Genomic DNA, 16,673 nt, shown 5'->3' on the forward strand with positions numbered 1-16,673 from the left:
ACAAGACATTTTTATCTTTTATATTCAATGGCTTATTTTCCTGCTAATTGGTAATACCATGAAAAATACCATGCTCAGAAAAGGCTTAACAATATTTTGAAAAATTGCCTACTGAGCGCTGCCGCACAGCTCCATAGGCCGCTTTCCTGGCTTTGCTTCCAGATGTATGCTCTTCTGCTCCTGCAGCTAATGGATCACCGCAAACAGGTTACTCGCCTGGGGATTCCCTTTCGACCCGAGCATCCGTATGAGACTCATGCTCGATTATTATTATTATAGAAGCCCCCATGAATAAATCGCTCATCATTTTCGGCATCGTCAACATAACCTCGGACAGTTTCTCCGATGGAGGCCGGTATCTGGCGCCAGACGCAGCCATTGCGCAGGCGCGTAAGCTGATGGCCGAGGGGGCAGATGTGATCGACCTCGGTCCGGCATCCAGCAATCCCGACGCCGCGCCTGTTTCGTCCGACACAGAAATCGCGCGTATCGCGCCGGTGCTGGACGCGCTCAAGGCAGATGGCATTCCCGTCTCGCTCGACAGTTATCAACCCGCGACGCAAGCCTATGCCTTGTCGCGTGGTGTGGCCTATCTCAATGATATTCGCGGTTTTCCAGACGCTGCGTTCTATCCGCAATTGGCGAAATCATCTGCCAAACTCGTCGTTATGCATTCGGTGCAAGACGGGCAGGCAGATCGGCGCGAGGCACCCGCTGGCGACATCATGGATCACATTGCGGCGTTCTTTGACGCGCGCATCGCGGCGCTGACGGGTGCCGGTATCAAACGCAACCGCCTTGTCCTTGATCCCGGCATGGGGTTTTTTCTGGGGGCTGCTCCCGAAACCTCGCTCTCGGTGCTGGCGCGGTTCGATGAATTGCGGCTGCGCTTCGATTTGCCGGTGCTTCTGTCTGTTTCGCGCAAATCCTTTCTGCGCGCGCTCACAGGCCGTGGTCCGGGGGATGTCGGGGCCGCGACACTCGCTGCAGAGCTTGCCGCCGCCGCAGGTGGAGCTGACTTCATCCGCACACACGAGCCGCGCCCCTTGCGCGACGGGCTGGCGGTATTGGCGGCGCTGAAAGAAACCGCAAGAATTCGTTAACTGCACATTCGGGATATTTCTCTATATTCGCGGTTCAGCAGGCATGTCCCCTTTGAGGGCGACCCGACGACAGGATAATCGACCTTATGGTGCGCAAATATTTCGGCACAGACGGTATTCGTGGCAAAGCCAACGAAGGCGCGATGACGGCGGAAACCGCCTTGCGCGTCGGCATGGCGGCTGGCCGTGTCTTTCGTCGCGGTGACCACCGCCATCGTGTCGTGATCGGCAAGGATACGCGCCTGTCGGGCTATATGCTTGAACCCGCGCTCACAGCCGGTTTCACCTCGATGGGCATGGACGTATTCCTTTTTGGCCCGCTGCCGACAACGTATAGGAAGAATAAACGCCCTTTTCACCCAAGTCCAACAGCTTTGGACCGCAGTTGACTCTTTCGACACCCCTGCGATGCAACCCAATCCGGCTGACGGGGAGCCAGCAACGCTGAAAATTTACCCTCCTCTTTCCCACTAGCGGCTCCTTTTCCGACAACCAGCACGGCGGATCCCTGCCGCGGCGCTGTGAACGCAGCATTTTGATTGGTATCGTTGGCCTTCAGGCTCGTCAGTCAAACAGACCCAGGAGCAGCTCAGCCGGTGGCGCCCGGCTTTCGGGTAACGCCCTGGTCCCGCTGGTTTCGGCTTTGTGCTTCAGGTGATCAAGGATCTGCTTGATCACTATAGGGTCTTCAATGCAGGCGATGACTTTCATGGCGCCGCCGCAGCCGCTGCAGGTCTCGATGTCGATATTGAAAACACGCTTGAGCCGTTGCGCCCATGTCATCGACGCTCGCCGTTGTGCTGGTGTTGCCGGTTCATCAGCCACCCTGACCTTGTTGCCCCTGCCCCGTTTTGCCGGCGTGACCAACGCCCGGTGCCGACTGTTGGGTGCGAACACCCCGTGGAAGCGGGTTAGGTTGACTCTGGGCTTCGGTACCAGGGCGGCCAGCCTTGCAATGAAATCCAATGGTTCGAAAATGACGTGCGTGGTGCCGTCCCGGTACGGCGTCTTGAGCTGGTAGCGCACGTTGCCGCCTCGTGTTAACGACAGCCGCTTCTCGGATACCGCCGGGCGGCTGATGTACCGGCACAGCCGTTCGAGCTTCTTGCGTTCATCGGCCCTGGCCGCCACGCCGGCGTGCAGGCTGGACCCGGCTACCTTGCCAATCCCGTCACCGAACGGATCACCACTGGTCGGCAGAGTTTGCAAAGTGAACACCTTTCGCCCCGCCTGTGAACCGACAGCGATACGGTAAGTGATCGAGTGCCCCAGCAGGGGTGTCATCGGGTCGTCATCCACCGCATCCGAGGCCAGATAGCTGTTTTCGACATCCCGTTCCAGCAGGCCTTGCCGTTCCAGATAGCGACCCACCCGGTGGGCGATGGTGTGCGTCAGCTGGGTGAGCTCTGGGCTGGTCGGCGCCTTGACCCAGCGGAAACGCGCTGAGCCGTGGGATTGCTCGACATACACACCGTCGAGAAACAGCATGTGGAAGTGAACATTCAGATTGAGCGCCGATCCAAAACGCTGGATCAGGGTGACCGCGCCCGTCTTGGCCACTTGGTGGGTATGGCCCGCTTTCTTGACCAGGTGCGTGGCAATGACGCGGTAAACGATGCCCAGCACCCACCCCATGATCTCGGGCCGGCTGGCAAACAGGAAACGCAGCTGAAACGGGAAGCTCAACACCCACTGACGCATGGGTTGTTCAGGCAGTACTTCATCAACCAGCAAGGCGGCACTTTCGGCCATCCGCCGCGCCCCACAGCTCGGGCAGAAACCGCGACGCTTACAGCTGAAAGCGACCAGGTGCTCGGCGTGGCAAGACTCGCAGCGAACCCGTAGAAAGCCATGCTCCAGCCGCCCGCATTGGAGAAATTCTTCAAATTCCCGTTGCACATAGCCCGGCAATTCCTTTCCCTGCTCTGCCATAAGCGCAGCGAATGCCGGGTAATACTCGTCAACGATCTGATAGAGAAGGGTTTGCTCGGGTCGGTGGCTCTGGTAACGACCAGTATCCCGATCCCGGCTGGCCGTCCTGGCCGCCACATGAGGCATGTTCCGCGTCCTTGCAATACTGTGTTTACATACAGTCTATCGCTTAGCGGAAAGTTCTTTTACCCTCAGCCGAAATGCCTGCCGTTGCTAGACATTGCCAGCCAGTGCCCGTCACTCCGCGGTCTTCACTGCGTGATCGAGTTGATCGACACCCGCCGTGACACGCTCCATGAAGTGCCTGCCTGCGTCTGTTAGCCGAACGCCCCGCGCATGGCGCTCAAATAGCAGGACACCAAGGTTATCCTCCAGCGCTTTCACACGCGCGCTGACGCTCGACTGGCTGATACCAAGTGCCTTGGCCGCATGCCGAAAATTCAGATGCTCGGCGACGGCGATGAACTGAACAAGGGAAATGAGCGGTATCCTGCCAGACAGGATACCGACATTCACGAGGTTTCGATGGTTAGTGCGCCGCATCGGAGCGGGCCTGCTACCAGTCGTCGGTTAGACGACTGGCGACTTCTCGGTGGCAGCCCCACGGAGCCGAAGGAGCACCAGCCCCAACGAAACCAGTACCGCCATCGCCGTGGCGTAACAGATCACGGGCCACGCTGTGTCACCGTTTAAAAGTGCCACCGCCAATGTCCCGACAATGCTGACTATCAGGCTTTGAACGCAGAAGTAGAACGCGACCGCTGATCCCGCGATGTCGTCGAACTCTGCCAAAGCGCCGTTCGCGGTAACGGACACCGTGAAGACAATACCGACCGCGACAACCCACATCGGTAGGATGAAGGTGAGGAATGACGGCGAGCCGTAAAGTTCGCCGATCCCCAACAGGACCGCTCCGCAAACAAGCAACGCCATCCCACGCGCCACGCATCCTGCGATGCCCCATCTGGCGACAAAGGACTTCGCGAAACGGGTTGTCACGATCATTACAAGCCCGACAGTGGCGAAGGCAAAGCTGAATCCGATCTCGGAATATTCCGCTTGGCCTATGAGCACACGGGGAGCCGTCGAGAAGAAGACGAAGAAGGTGCCCATACCGGCGCTAAAGCCGACAGTGTAAACCCAAAAAGCCGGACTCGCGAAGATCGGCAAGACAGATCGGCGCGTCTTGACTTGATCCAGAGGGCGGGTTTCGTGCCACCTGAAACCCGCATTTAGGAGTGCGAGCATCGCCAGTATAGCCAAAGTAATGAATATCGCCTGCCATCCCAAGAACTCGCCGATCAATGCTCCGGCGATAGGGCCGAGCGCAGGCACGAACGCCAGCATCGAACTGAAAAGGCCGTAGATGACGACACCCTCAGGACGGTTGGCATAAACGTCGCGAACCGTCGCGAACGTCGCCACCAGCATGGCCGACGCGCCCACTGCTTGAAGTAGACGGAAAGCGACAAAGGCCGGTGCAGTTGAAGACCAAGCTGCTCCCAGAGACGCAATGACGAAAGCCGTTGCGCCCGCAAGTAGAATTGGCCGTCGCCCGATTCTGTCTGAGAGCGGACCAAAAATCACCTGGCCCACGCCGAGCATCACCATATAGAGGCTCAACGTGAGTTGGATCATAGCGGGCGTCGTGTTCAGGATGCCGGGCATCGCTGGAACGACAGGGAGATAAATATCCATCGCCAGTGAAGCGAGGATGTCGAAAGGAGCCATCAGCAGCAGTGCTGCCGGCAGCGTATAGGCCCACGCGGGGCGTGTGGTGGTCATGACGAATCAACCCTCGATTAAGGAATACCGGGCGACGTCTGCTCGTCAGCAATCAGATGAGACTAGCCTTACAGAGCGCCGCAACAACAATACTGGTTGTTGCGGCTTACTTGTCTGCTGACTTGGAATTTCCCATCTGATTACTCCACGCTTACGAATATGAATTGCTACATTTTATCCGATTATCTTTTGCTTCGCAATGCGGCATGGGCGCACTCAGCGTTCCAGCCCCCTCTGCCGCCCTAACTGCCACGACACCGACCCGCCCTGCACGATGCCCATAACCTCGCGGCCGAGTTGGCGGTCGATGATCGGCCGCCACGGGACAAGGGTGAACTCATGGGATTTCTCGACCACGGCGAACTTGCCGCTCGATAGATGCACGGTTCCGGTAAACTTGCCGCTGACGCTCTCGCCGTCCGTGGCGGCGCGGAACGGCAGGCCCTTACTCAAAGCCATATCCGATCCGACGCCGGCTACCTCGCGCTCCCGCAGGATGGCGAGAAGGTTGCGCCGGTAGAAGACGCGGCTGTCCCGGCTGCGGGTGGCGTCGCCCTGTTCGATATGGTGCTCGCGGCGCTGGTCCATGGCTTCGCGGACTTGTTGCCCGAAGCCGGTTGGCGCAAGGTCGGCCGTCTCGCCGTGGATCAGCCGCCGGTCCAGCCAGGTCGCGCCGTCCGATCCGATCTGTTTGTTCAGATCGACCGGGGAAAGGACGCGAACGCTGGCCTGACTGTCTCGGCCGGCGTCATGGGCGGCGGCACGGCTGACCAGATCATCGGGGATGCGCCATTGGTCGGCGTCGATCCGCTCGACGATACCGGCCCGGCGTAGCGCCTCCAGCCGGCGCACATGGGCATCGACATAGCCCTCATAGTCGCCGCCTGGAACGCGGCACGTATAGGAAGAATAAACGCCCTTTTCACCCAAGTCCAACAGCTTTGGACCGCAGTTGACTCTTTCGACACCCCTGCGATGCAACCCAATCCGGCTGACGGGGAGCCAGCAACGCTGAAAATTTACCCTCCTCTTTCCCACTAGCGGCTCCTTTTCCGACAACCAGCACGGCGGATCCCTGCCGCGGCGCTGTGAACGCAGCATTTTGATTGGTATCGTTGGCCTTCAGGCTCGTCAGTCAAACAGACCCAGGAGCAGCTCAGCCGGTGGCGCCCGGCTTTCGGGTAACGCCCTGGTCCCGCTGGTTTCGGCTTTGTGCTTCAGGTGATCAAGGATCTGCTTGATCACTATAGGGTCTTCAATGCAGGCGATGACTTTCATGGCGCCGCCGCAGCCGCTGCAGGTCTCGATGTCGATATTGAAAACACGCTTGAGCCGTTGCGCCCATGTCATCGACGCTCGCCGTTGTGCTGGTGTTGCCGGTTCATCAGCCACCCTGACCTTGTTGCCCCTGCCCCGTTTTGCCGGCGTGACCAACGCCCGGTGCCGACTGTTGGGTGCGAACACCCCGTGGAAGCGGGTTAGGTTGACTCTGGGCTTCGGTACCAGGGCGGCCAGCCTTGCAATGAAATCCAATGGTTCGAAAATGACGTGCGTGGTGCCGTCCCGGTACGGCGTCTTGAGCTGGTAGCGCACGTTGCCGCCTCGTGTTAACGACAGCCGCTTCTCGGATACCGCCGGGCGGCTGATGTACCGGCACAGCCGTTCGAGCTTCTTGCGTTCATCGGCCCTGGCCGCCACGCCGGCGTGCAGGCTGGACCCGGCTACCTTGCCAATCCCGTCACCGAACGGATCACCACTGGTCGGCAGAGTTTGCAAAGTGAACACCTTTCGCCCCGCCTGTGAACCGACAGCGATACGGTAAGTGATCGAGTGCCCCAGCAGGGGTGTCATCGGGTCGTCATCCACCGCATCCGAGGCCAGATAGCTGTTTTCGACATCCCGTTCCAGCAGGCCTTGCCGTTCCAGATAGCGACCCACCCGGTGGGCGATGGTGTGCGTCAGCTGGGTGAGCTCTGGGCTGGTCGGCGCCTTGACCCAGCGGAAACGCGCTGAGCCGTGGGATTGCTCGACATACACACCGTCGAGAAACAGCATGTGGAAGTGAACATTCAGATTGAGCGCCGATCCAAAACGCTGGATCAGGGTGACCGCGCCCGTCTTGGCCACTTGGTGGGTATGGCCCGCTTTCTTGACCAGGTGCGTGGCAATGACGCGGTAAACGATGCCCAGCACCCACCCCATGATCTCGGGCCGGCTGGCAAACAGGAAACGCAGCTGAAACGGGAAGCTCAACACCCACTGACGCATGGGTTGTTCAGGCAGTACTTCATCAACCAGCAAGGCGGCACTTTCGGCCATCCGCCGCGCCCCACAGCTCGGGCAGAAACCGCGACGCTTACAGCTGAAAGCGACCAGGTGCTCGGCGTGGCAAGACTCGCAGCGAACCCGTAGAAAGCCATGCTCCAGCCGCCCGCATTGGAGAAATTCTTCAAATTCCCGTTGCACATAGCCCGGCAATTCCTTTCCCTGCTCTGCCATAAGCGCAGCGAATGCCGGGTAATACTCGTCAACGATCTGATAGAGAAGGGTTTGCTCGGGTCGGTGGCTCTGGTAACGACCAGTATCCCGATCCCGGCTGGCCGTCCTGGCCGCCACATGAGGCATGTTCCGCGTCCTTGCAATACTGTGTTTACATACAGTCTATCGCTTAGCGGAAAGTTCTTTTACCCTCAGCCGAAATGCCTGCCGTTGCTAGACATTGCCAGCCAGTGCCCGTCACTCCCACTCAAATGTTAATAGGCCGCCTCTATGAAGGGGGCTGTTTTCGGGGTCGATTTCCAGGGGTTCATTGACACTTGAGGGGCGGGCTATGCCTTCCCTCTTGGCGTCCAATCCGCCCCTTGGGGCGTCAAATCAAGTCCGCTTTGTTCGGGCTGGGGTTGAAGTTGAAGCTGGGAATCTCCCCCGGCTTATGGCTGGCTGATGGTACTGGTTTGGGTGTCGCTGGGGTGGCTTTCTTGGGGGCCGGTTGGGAGGATGCCGGCGGTCTTGCGGTGGCCTTTTCAGGCTCGCCTGGCGACCGAATCAGACTGTTCACATAGCTGATAAAAGCATCATATCCGAAGCTGATTTTCCCTTCATCGTGCAGCGTTTTCCAGATGGCTTTTACCGGCCAGCCATCGGTCAAAGCCTCTTTTATGTCGTCGCGCTGGGCCAGGAAAGCCGCCCGATTCTGTCCTGAACGGGTGGGCTTTTGGGTCTGCATTTGCGCTGCAATGCGCTCTGTAAGCCGTTTAGTCATGCCGATTCTACCGCCTTTTATATGTCGATTTATCCGCGATTTAATGCCGATTCTATCGCTATTAAAGCGATTGTAAGGCGACTAAAGCCAGATTGCACGCCTTATGCGTGGAATCGGCTTGTGTTTGTCGATAAAACGGGTTATAGCCGGTAAATGGTAGTGATGTTAAAGTGGTGGTGAAGCGGGCAGGATGTGTGAAGTAGGCCCACCATGCAAGCATGGTGTTCCTCTTCACTTCCCCTTATTCGCACCTGCGGCGCTCAACGGGAATCCTGCCCTGCGGGGCCATCGGCGGACGCCGGAATAAGAGAACCAGGAGGACGCCAAAGATGGAGGCGACAGAGCAGAAGGTAACGAGAAAAAGCAGCACGCCGATCAAGGTGTATTGCCTGCCGGAAGAGCGGGCCGCCATTGAGGCCAACGCACAAGCGGCTGGCTTGAGTACGTCTGCTTTTTTGCTGGCCGTGGGGCAGGGTTACGCCGTCCAGGGCGTGACCGATTACGAGAACGTGCGCGAGCTGGTGCGGGTCAATGGCGACCTGGGCCGCCTCGGTGGTCTGCTGAAATTGTGGCTGACCGACGATGCCCGAACGGCCCGGTTCAGCGCTGAAACTGTCTTGGGCCTGCTGGCCCGGATTGAGGCCAACCAGGACGAAATGAGCCGATTGATGGAATCTATTGTGCGACCCAGGGCAGCATCATGATTGCCAAGCATGTTGCCATGCGTTCCCTGGGCAAATCAGACTTTGCCGACCTGGCTAAATACATCACCGACGCACAGAGCAAAGACCACCGGCTGGGCCATGTTCAGGTCACGAATTGCGAGGCGCATTCAGTGCGCGATGCCATCACCGAAGTGCTGGCCACCCAGCACATGAACACCAGGGCCAAGGGCGATAAGACCTATCACCTGATTGTCAGTTTTCGCGCCGGCGAGAATCCCGATGCCGACACCTTGAAGGCGATAGAGGAACGGATTTGCCAAGGGCTAGGGTTTGGTGAGCATCAGCGTATCAGCGCCGTGCATAACGACACCGACAACCTGCACATCCACATTGCCATCAACAAGATTCACCCGACCAGGCACACGATGCACGAACCGTACTATCCGCACCTGGCGCTGGCCGACTTGTGCGAGACGCTGGAACGGGACTATGGCCTGGAGGCAGACAATCACCGGCCGCAGCAGCGCGGGGCGGCATCGAGGGCCGCCGACATGGAGCGCCATGCCGGCGTGGAAAGTCTGGTGGGCTGGATCAAGCGCGAATGCCTGGACGACATTAAAGCCGCGCAGTCCTGGACGGAGCTGCACCAGGTCATGCGTGATAACGGCCTGGAGATTACGCCAAGGGGTAACGGGTTGGTGATCCGGGCCGATGACGGCACGATGGTCAAGCCCAGCACCCTGTCCCGCGATCTGTCCAAGCCTGCCCTGGAAAAGCGGCTGGGAGCCTTTGAGGCGTCACCGGATCAGCAGGAGAAGCCGCCCAGGCGGCAGTATCAAAAGAAGCCGGTACGGTCACGCGCTGACACCACCGAGCTTTATGCCAGGTACAAAGTTTTTTATCGCCAACTTATCAATGATAAATAAAAGTCACATCTATGTCAAAATCACTTATAACCGCACTCATTGTTGTCGCGCTTGATGCGATTGGTTTGGGATTAATCATGCCGGTGGTTCCGGCTTTATTAAATGAATTTGTACCGGCAGAGCAAACAGCATTTCACTATGGTGTTTTTTTATCGCTTTATGCGTTTATGCAGGTCTTTTGCGCGCCCGTTTTAGGGCGGTTATCTGACCGCTATGGACGGCGGATTATTTTGCTGGTTTCATTTTTAGGTGCCACGATTGATTATAGCATAATGGCGGCAGCGCCTGTTTTATGGGTGCTTTATATCGGCCGGATTATCTCAGGTGTTACCGGAGCAACTGGTGCAATCGCGGCATCAATTATCGCTGATACAACTAAACAGGAAGAACGTGCGCGTTGGTTTGGTTTTATGGGGGCGTGTTTTGGTGCAGGTATGATTGCAGGGCCTGCTATTGGCGGTGTTCTTGGTGATATATCTGTGCATGCGCCCTTTGTGGCAGGGGCTCTTCTCAATGCAATTGCCTTTTGTTTGGTGGCTTTCTTGTTGCCCAAAACGCCGTCACAACCGCCTGAAGGACAGCCAGCCAAAATCAATTTGTTTGAAGGCTTTCGCTTCAATTTTGCAGTTCAGGGACTTGCCAGCTTTTTTGCGTTGTTTTTTCTTATGCAGCTGATTGGGCAGGCGCCCGCCGCTTTGTGGGTGATTTATGGCGAACAGCGCTTGAATTGGGATATTGGCACAGCAGGTGTGTCGCTGGCCGTTTTTGGTGCAGCACATACATTCGTACAAGCTGTTTTAACCGGCACTCTTTCAAAGCGACTGGGTGACCGCGGTGTGTTGCTGCTTGGAATGGGCGCTGATATGTGCGGGTTTTTATTGCTGGCTTTTATCACGCAAAGCTGGATGGTTCTGCCGGCAATTTTTATGCTGGCCACAGGCGGCATTGGTATGCCTGCTTTGCAGGCCATTATTTCAGGTCTTGTTTGCGATGAAAAACAAGGTGCTTTACAGGGAACTTTAACGGGGTTGACGAATATAACCTCGATTATCGGGCCGGTCGGATTTACGACGCTTTATGGCTTAACCGCGGGGCAGTGGGATGGTTGGGTTTGGCTCGTCGCAGCAAGCCTTTATCTTATTGCTATACCATTATTGCGCCAGTCAGCCAGTTTATTGCGATCTTAAAATCTTGGCGGGAGATCAAGCAATCCCGCCAATAAAACCGCTGAGTTCATCAAGACGCACCATTGCCATGCGCATGGTGCCACGGCAATTTTGAGCTTTGCAGCGTGCGCGTCGTTCAACTTCGTCCAAATATAATTGCTCGTGTCCTCGAATTGAGCTGATCATTGCCTTATTGATATAAACAAGGCGGTTACATTTCTTGCAGGTCATTTCTAATCTTTGATGGTCTGCAAGATCACTGGCTTTATAGCGGGTTTTCCAGTTTCCGGGTGGGGATGCCATTTTCATCACCAGAAGTCTTCAGGTGAGGGAATACGGACATAGCTGATTTTACCGCCCACATGGGGTCGTTTGCGGGAGAGGGCGAAATCCTACGCTAAGGCTTTGGCCAACGATATTCTCCGGTAAGATTGATGTGTTCCCAGGGGATAGGAGAAGTCGCTTGATATCTAGTATGACGTCTGTCGCACCTGCTTGATCGCGGCCGCGATAGCTAGATCGCGTTGCTCCTCTTCTCCATCCGCGTTCCAAGCTGCGGAAAGGCACCCATAAGCGTACGCCTGGTCGAGCAGGCGACGCGGATCGACGTCCAGCGCACGAGAGAATGCGTCCGCCATCTGTGCAATGCGTCTAGGATCGAGACAAAGGTCGTCTCTGTCAGCCGGATCGTAGAACATATTGGCGGCGCCAAAGCCCACTTCACCGACCAGACCGACGGGATCTATCACCAGCCAGCCGCGACTGGAGAACATGATGTTTTCATGATGCAGATCGCCATGTAGCCCACGCAGTTCCGAGGCATTGCTCATCATTTGATCGGCTATAATCGCCGCGTGGACGTAGTCAGTTTGACAACCTGCGTTTTGATCATCGCGCGCCCGCTGAAACAAAGCTGCAAAGCGATCCCGGATCGGGAGAAGGGCAGAAGGCAGGGGTTCCTCAGATGCGGCATACAGCTTCGCCATTAGTTCCGCTGCAATTTCGGTCGCCTGGTAGTCGCCGTGCTCGGCAACGATGTGAGAGAGCATTCGCTCCCCGGCATATTCGAGCAACATCAGATTGTTCTCACGACCGAGCAACCGGACTGCTCCCCTCCCATTGCGCCATACCAGATAGTCGGCCCCGCGCAGTTCATCAGCAATGTCTTCTATAGGTTTCAATCCCTTGACGATTGCAGGAGTCCCGTCTGGCAATGAAACTTTCCAAACGAGGCTGGAAAAGGTGTCCGCAATGAGAACAGGTTGCGAAACGTGCCAATGAGCAGGAAAAACAGGCGGCATGAACATCAACCCCAAGTCAGAGGGTCCAATCGCAGATAGAAGGCAAGGCGTTCGCGGTCGGGGGCTTCGATCCCCAATACATTGAATAGGACAGCGAAGGCGCGCTCTGCTTCATCTGGCGCTGCCCAGTTCTCTTCGGCGTTAGCAATCATGAGTGCCAAATCGGCATAGCGATCTGCTGTTCCGAGCCGCCCAAGGTCGATCAGACCCGTGCATTGAAGAGTTTTAGGGTCCACCATGAAGTTCGGCATGCAGGGATCACCATGGCAAACAACCATATCGGTGCGCTCTTGGTCGAGCCGCACCGGTAGCTCTCGTTCGACACGAGCCAAAAGATCGAGCTGCGGCGTACTCTTGTCCTCGTCCGGTAAGAAGTCGGGATTGACGGCATTGCGGGACACCACATCAACGGCGCGTCCGAACATTCGCGACAGCCTGCGCTCAAACGGACATTGATCAACCGATAGGCTGTGAACAGCGCCAAGTTGCTGCCCCATTGACGGCCACGCTTTGAGCAAATCCGCTCCAGACAGATCAGCCGCCGGTACTCCCGGAATTGCCGTTATCACCAAGCATGCACCCTCCTGTTCCTCCTGCCAGTTGATCACCTCGGGGCAAGCCACACCTCGACCTTTGAGCCAAATGAGGCGGTCACGCTCTCCAGCGAGCTCACCGCGGCGGGAAGCAGGTGCGATTTTCGCGAAGGCATGCCCGTCACCACGTCGAAAAACAAAATCACCAGATTCTCCGCCTCTGACAGGCAACCAGTCAGAATGCGATTCACCAAAAAAAATATTAGTTCGATTCAATGGAGGTTCCTTCAGTTTTCTGATGAAGCGCGGAGGTGGCTCAACCTGCGAAAAGAAACGAGTTGCTACGTAAGTCCGAGAACATGCTTTCCATGGTCTCTGAGCTCGCCTTTGGGACCGACATATCGGTAGAGAGTGACGCGCTCGATGCCGAGTTCCTTGCAGAGATCGGAAACTGAAGTATCGCGCTGGGCCATGGCGGCTTGCGCGAGACGCACCTGAGCTTTGGTGAGCGCGAATTTTCGTCCGCCCTTGCGACCGCGCGCTCTCGCGGAGGCGAGACCCGCCATGGTGCGCTCTCGGATCAGATCCCGCTCGAACTCGGCCAAGGTGGCGAAGATTCCGAACACCATGCGACCGGACGCAGTCGTGGTGTCGATCTGAGCGCCCTTTCCAGTCAGAACCCGCAGGCCGATCTTGCGGTCTGACAGCTCCTTCACCGTGTTGACCAGATGGGCAAGCGATCGTCCGAGGCGATCGAGCTTCCAGACCACCAGCACATCGCCGTCACGCAATGACTTGAGGCAGGCAGTCAAGCCAGGGCGATCATCACGACCGCCGGAAGCAAGATCATCATAGATATTGTCCCGTTCGACACCTGCGGCGCGCAAGGCGTCGTGCTGCAGGTCGAGAGACTGCGAGCCATCGGCTTTGGAGACGCGGGCATATCCGATCAGCATGTATCACAAACGTTGGTTTGAGGCGGCGCTTCGGCCACGATTGCATTGACCTCTGGAAATGTATCTCAACCAGCTTCATAAACAAAGCGTCTTGAACGCTATCAGATTTTGAAAAAGGAACATGTATGCCGCGTCGCGTCACTCTAACCGATCGGCAGAAAGACGCGCTGTTGCGCTTGCCGACTTCACAGACGGATTTGCTCAAGCACTATACGCTGAGTGATGAAGACCTTGGGCATATCAGGCTGCGTCGGCGCGCTCACAACAGGTTCGGCTTCGCCCTGCAATTGTGTGTCCTGCGCTATCCCGGCCGGGTGCTGGCTCCAGGCGAACTGATCCCTGCAGAGGTCATCGAATTTATCGGAGCGCAGCTTGGCCTGGGTGCCGACGATCTCGTAGACTATGCTGCCCGCGAGGAAACACGGCACGAGCATCTTGCCGAGTTACGGGGGCTCTACGGCTTCCGCACCTTCTCCGGACGTGGTGCGAGCGAGCTGAAGGAATGGTTGTTCCGAGAAGCCGAGATGGCGGTGTCGAACGAGGATATCGCCCGTCGCTTCGTAGCCGAGTGCCGACGCACCCGCACTGTCCTTCCCGCGACATCCACGATCGAGCGGCTTTGTGCCGCGGCTCTCGTCGATGCCGAGCGACGCATCGAGACGAGGATCGCCAGTCGGCTGCCTATGTCGATCCGAGAACAGTTGCTGGCATTGCTCGAGGAGACGGCTGATGATCGGGTGACCCGTTTTGTGTGGCTGCGCCAGTTCGAGCCTGGCTCGAACTCTTCGTCGGCCAACCGGCTGCTCGACCGGCTCGAATATCTGCAACGCATCGATCTCCCCGAGGATCTGCTTGCCGGCGTTCCTGCCCATCGGGTGACTCGTCTGCGCAGGCAGGGTGAACGGTATTATGCCGACGGCATGCGCGATCTCCCGGAGGACAGGCGGCTTGCGATCTTGGCTGTTTGCGTCTCGGAATGGCAGGCGATGTTGGCCGACGCAGTGGTCGAAACCCACGACCGGATCGTCGGCCGTCTCTACCGTGCTTCGGAGCGTATTTGCCATGCAAAGGTCGCAGACGAAGCGGGGGTGGTGCGTGACACCCTGAAATCCTTCGCCGAGATCGGGGGCGCCCTGGTCGATGCACAGGATGATGGCCAGCCGCTGGGCGATGTCATCGCGAGTGGGTCAGGGTGGGACGGCTTAAAAACCCTTGTTGCAATGGCAACCAGGCTGACCGCCACCATGGCCGACGATCCGCTCAATCATGTGCTCGACGGTTATCACCGCTTCCGCCGATACGCTCCACGCATGTTGCGCCTGCTCGATCTGCGAGCTGCGCCCGTTGCACTGCCGCTTCTGGAAGCGGTGACGGCCCTTCGTACCGGTTTGAACGATGCCGCGATGACCAGCTTCTTGCGGCCCAGCTCGAAATGGCATCGCCACCTTCGGGCCCAGAGGGCTGGCGACGCTCGCCTATGGGAGATCGCGGTGCTGTTCCATCTGCGCGATGCGTTCCGCTCCGGAGATGTCTGGCTTACTAGGTCCCGGCGCTATGGCGATCTGAAACACGCACTCGTTCCGGCACAATCCATCGCGGAAGGCGGTCGTCTCGCTGTGCCATTGCGGCCGGAGGAATGGCTGGCAGACCGGCAAGCTCGCCTCGACATGCGGTTGCGCGAGCTTGGCCGTGCCGCTCGCGCAGGCACGATCCCGGGCGGGTCGATTGAAAACGGCGTTCTGCATATCGAGAAACTCGAAGCCGCCGCGCCGACAGGCGCCGAAGATCTGGTGCTCGATCTCTACAAGCAGATCCCGCCCACGCGCATCACCGATCTCCTGCTGGAGGTGGATGCGGCGACCGGCTTCACCGAAGCGTTCACCCATCTGCGCACAGGAGCACCCTGCGCTGACCGGATCGGGCTAATGAACGTTATCTTGGCGGAAGGGATCAACCTCGGCTTGCGCAAAATGGCGGATGCGACAAACACCCACACCTTCTGGGAATTGATCCGCATTGGACGGTGGCATGTCGAGGGCGAAGCCTATGACCGGGCGCTGGCCATGGTGGTCGAGGCACAGGCAGCGTTACCCATGGCCCGGTTCTGGGGCATGGGCACGTCGGCTTCGAGCGACGGACAGTTCTTCGTCGCTACAGAGCAAGGTGAGGCCATGAACCTGGTCAACGCGAAATATGGCAATACCCCGGGCCTGAAAGCCTATAGCCACGTCTCCGACCAATATGCGCCGTTCGCAACCCAGGTGATTCCTGCAACGGCAAGCGAAGCGCCTTACATCCTCGATGGCCTGCTGATGAACGATGCTGGACGCCATATCCGCGAGCAGTTCACCGACACGGGCGGCTTCACCGATCACGTCTTTGCCGCATGTGCCATTCTCGGCTACCGGTTCGCTCCGCGCATCCGCGACCTGCCATCCAAACGGCTCTACGCGTTCAATCCGTCGGCCGCCCCGGCGCACCTGCGAGCGTTGATCGGCGGAAAGGTCAACCAAGCCATGATCGAGCGCAATTGGCCCGACATCCTGCGCATCGCCGCCACCATTGCTGCCGGGACCGTCGCGCCAAGCCAGATTCTGCGGAAACTCGCCTCCTATCCGCGGCAGAACGAGCTCGCGACAGCCCTGCGGGAAGTCGGTCGCGTCGAGCGCACCCTGTTCATGATCGACTGGATTCTGGATGCCGAACTCCAACGGCGTGCCCAGATCGGGCTCAACAAAGGCGAAGCTCATCATGCGCTGAAGCGGGCAATCAGCTTCCACCGCCGCGGTGAAATCCGCGACCGTTCCGCCGAAGGCCAGCATTACCGCATCGCCGGCATGAATCTGCTCGCCGCCATCATCATCTTCTGGAACACCATGAAGCTCGGCGAGGTCGTTGCAAACCAGAAACGCGATGGAAAGCTGCTATCGCCCGATCTCTTGGCCCATGTTTCGCCGCTCGGATGGGAACACATCAATCTCACCGGAGAATATCGCTGGCCAAAGCCTTAGCGTAGGATTCCGCCCCCTCCCGCAAACGACCCC

Annotated in this window: 15 protein-coding genes and 1 pseudogene; 6 read left to right on the top strand and 10 right to left on the bottom strand. The window is 58.0% G+C overall.

The window, feature by feature from the left end; genetic code table 11:
• Positions 1-287: 287 nt before the first annotated feature.
• Both sul2 and AB4P97_RS17770 read left to right on the top strand, forming a co-directional pair.
• Positions 288-1,103 (top strand): sulfonamide-resistant dihydropteroate synthase Sul2, encoded by an 816-nt coding sequence (gene sul2, locus AB4P97_RS17765; RefSeq protein ID WP_001043260.1) that lies wholly within the window; start codon positions 288-290, stop codon positions 1,101-1,103.
• 86 nt (positions 1,104-1,189) lie between these two features.
• Positions 1,190-1,492, top strand: a complete 303-nt coding sequence (locus tag AB4P97_RS17770; protein WP_000251875.1) for a phosphoglucosamine mutase — start codon at positions 1,190-1,192, stop codon at positions 1,490-1,492.
• Between the two features lie 175 nt (positions 1,493-1,667).
• On the opposite strand, the gene AB4P97_RS17775 is transcribed toward AB4P97_RS17770, so the two are convergent.
• The 6 genes from AB4P97_RS17775 to AB4P97_RS17800 form a co-directional block, all read right to left on the bottom strand.
• Positions 1,668-3,161, bottom strand: a complete 1,494-nt coding sequence (locus AB4P97_RS17775) for an IS91-like element ISVsa3 family transposase (RefSeq protein ID WP_001120888.1) — start codon at positions 3,159-3,161, stop codon at positions 1,668-1,670.
• 111 nt (positions 3,162-3,272) lie between these two features.
• Positions 3,273-3,578 (bottom strand): LysR family transcriptional regulator, encoded by a 306-nt coding sequence (locus tag AB4P97_RS17780; RefSeq protein ID WP_001255015.1) that lies wholly within the window; start codon positions 3,576-3,578, stop codon positions 3,273-3,275.
• Positions 3,579-3,605: 27 nt separating this feature from the next.
• A complete protein-coding gene (gene floR / locus AB4P97_RS17785; protein ID WP_066679304.1) occupies positions 3,606-4,820 on the bottom strand; it encodes a chloramphenicol/florfenicol efflux MFS transporter FloR in 1,215 nt (404 codons plus the stop codon).
• A gap of 216 nt (positions 4,821-5,036) precedes the next feature.
• On the bottom strand, positions 5,037-5,921 hold the full coding sequence (locus AB4P97_RS17790) for a DUF3363 domain-containing protein (RefSeq protein ID WP_001447541.1): 885 nt from the start codon (positions 5,919-5,921) through the stop codon (positions 5,037-5,039).
• A 30-nt stretch (positions 5,922-5,951) separates the two neighbouring features.
• Complete coding sequence (locus tag AB4P97_RS17795; protein WP_001120888.1) at positions 5,952-7,445, bottom strand: IS91-like element ISVsa3 family transposase; 1,494 nt, start codon at positions 7,443-7,445, stop codon at positions 5,952-5,954.
• A 244-nt stretch (positions 7,446-7,689) separates the two neighbouring features.
• Positions 7,690-8,082 (bottom strand): TraK family protein, encoded by a 393-nt coding sequence (locus AB4P97_RS17800; protein ID WP_052928019.1) that lies wholly within the window; start codon positions 8,080-8,082, stop codon positions 7,690-7,692.
• A gap of 329 nt (positions 8,083-8,411) precedes the next feature.
• Here AB4P97_RS17800 and traJ point away from each other — a divergent pair, with 329 nt between their 5' ends.
• The 3 genes and pseudogenes from traJ (at position 8,412) to tet(Y) (ending at position 10,860) form a co-directional block, all read left to right on the top strand.
• The gene (gene traJ / locus AB4P97_RS17805; protein ID WP_033472343.1) at positions 8,412-8,786 is read left to right on the top strand and encodes a conjugal transfer transcriptional regulator TraJ; all 375 of its coding nucleotides are present in this window, start codon (positions 8,412-8,414) and stop codon (positions 8,784-8,786) included.
• Positions 8,783-9,658, top strand: a pseudogene (gene traI / locus AB4P97_RS17810) (TraI/MobA(P) family conjugative relaxase); the annotation flags it as partial. The gene traJ and the pseudogene traI, both read left to right, overlap by 4 nt.
• A gap of 26 nt (positions 9,659-9,684) precedes the next feature.
• A complete protein-coding gene (gene tet(Y), locus AB4P97_RS17815) occupies positions 9,685-10,860 on the top strand; it encodes a tetracycline efflux MFS transporter Tet(Y) (protein WP_011931119.1) in 1,176 nt (391 codons plus the stop codon).
• Between the two features lie 15 nt (positions 10,861-10,875).
• Here tet(Y) and AB4P97_RS17820 read toward each other — a convergent pair whose 3' ends face one another.
• From AB4P97_RS17820 to AB4P97_RS17835, 4 genes are all read right to left on the bottom strand, one after another.
• Positions 10,876-11,148, bottom strand: coding sequence for a hypothetical protein (locus AB4P97_RS17820; protein WP_208536440.1), 273 nt, complete (start codon positions 11,146-11,148; stop codon positions 10,876-10,878).
• A gap of 161 nt (positions 11,149-11,309) precedes the next feature.
• Positions 11,310-12,146, bottom strand: a complete 837-nt coding sequence (locus AB4P97_RS17825; RefSeq protein ID WP_000480968.1) for an aminoglycoside O-phosphotransferase APH(6)-Id — start codon at positions 12,144-12,146, stop codon at positions 11,310-11,312.
• A complete protein-coding gene (gene aph(3'')-Ib / locus AB4P97_RS17830; protein WP_001082319.1) occupies positions 12,146-12,949 on the bottom strand; it encodes an aminoglycoside O-phosphotransferase APH(3'')-Ib in 804 nt (267 codons plus the stop codon). The genes AB4P97_RS17825 and aph(3'')-Ib overlap by 1 nt, the downstream gene beginning before the upstream one ends.
• A gap of 65 nt (positions 12,950-13,014) precedes the next feature.
• Entirely contained in the window at positions 13,015-13,629 is a 615-nt protein-coding gene (locus tag AB4P97_RS17835) for a recombinase family protein (protein WP_000904906.1), read from the bottom strand.
• A 125-nt stretch (positions 13,630-13,754) separates the two neighbouring features.
• Here AB4P97_RS17835 and AB4P97_RS17840 point away from each other — a divergent pair, with 125 nt between their 5' ends.
• Positions 13,755-16,640 carry a Tn3 family transposase gene (locus AB4P97_RS17840; protein WP_001138082.1) on the top strand — a complete coding sequence of 962 codons (2,886 nt, stop codon included), beginning with the start codon at positions 13,755-13,757 and terminating at the stop codon, positions 16,638-16,640.
• Positions 16,641-16,673: the final 33 nt, after the last annotated feature.

It is taken from the genome of Pseudomonas sp. A1230 (genome assembly GCF_044218825.1).
Taxonomy (GTDB): Bacteria; Pseudomonadota; Gammaproteobacteria; order Pseudomonadales; family Pseudomonadaceae; genus Aquipseudomonas; species Aquipseudomonas iridis.

Coding starts and splice junctions, on each gene's coding strand:
- AB4P97_RS17840 (WP_001138082.1), top strand. CDS start 13,755: ATGCCGCGTCGCGTCACTCTAACCGATCGGCAGAAAGACGCGCTGTTG.
- AB4P97_RS17790 (WP_001447541.1), bottom strand. CDS start 5,921: ATGCTGCGTTCACAGCGCCGCGGCAGGGATCCGCCGTGCTGGTTGTCG.
- AB4P97_RS17780 (WP_001255015.1), bottom strand. CDS start 3,578: ATGCGGCGCACTAACCATCGAAACCTCGTGAATGTCGGTATCCTGTCT.
- floR (WP_066679304.1), bottom strand. CDS start 4,820: ATGACCACCACACGCCCCGCGTGGGCCTATACGCTGCCGGCAGCACTG.
- sul2 (WP_001043260.1), top strand. CDS start 288: ATGAATAAATCGCTCATCATTTTCGGCATCGTCAACATAACCTCGGAC.
- AB4P97_RS17770 (WP_000251875.1), top strand. CDS start 1,190: ATGGTGCGCAAATATTTCGGCACAGACGGTATTCGTGGCAAAGCCAAC.
- AB4P97_RS17835 (WP_000904906.1), bottom strand. CDS start 13,629: ATGCTGATCGGATATGCCCGCGTCTCCAAAGCCGATGGCTCGCAGTCT.
- AB4P97_RS17800 (WP_052928019.1), bottom strand. CDS start 8,082: ATGACTAAACGGCTTACAGAGCGCATTGCAGCGCAAATGCAGACCCAA.
- AB4P97_RS17775 (WP_001120888.1), bottom strand. CDS start 3,161: ATGCCTCATGTGGCGGCCAGGACGGCCAGCCGGGATCGGGATACTGGT.
- AB4P97_RS17820 (WP_208536440.1), bottom strand. CDS start 11,148: ATGAAAATGGCATCCCCACCCGGAAACTGGAAAACCCGCTATAAAGCC.
- AB4P97_RS17825 (WP_000480968.1), bottom strand. CDS start 12,146: ATGTTCATGCCGCCTGTTTTTCCTGCTCATTGGCACGTTTCGCAACCT.
- traJ (WP_033472343.1), top strand. CDS start 8,412: ATGGAGGCGACAGAGCAGAAGGTAACGAGAAAAAGCAGCACGCCGATC.
- AB4P97_RS17795 (WP_001120888.1), bottom strand. CDS start 7,445: ATGCCTCATGTGGCGGCCAGGACGGCCAGCCGGGATCGGGATACTGGT.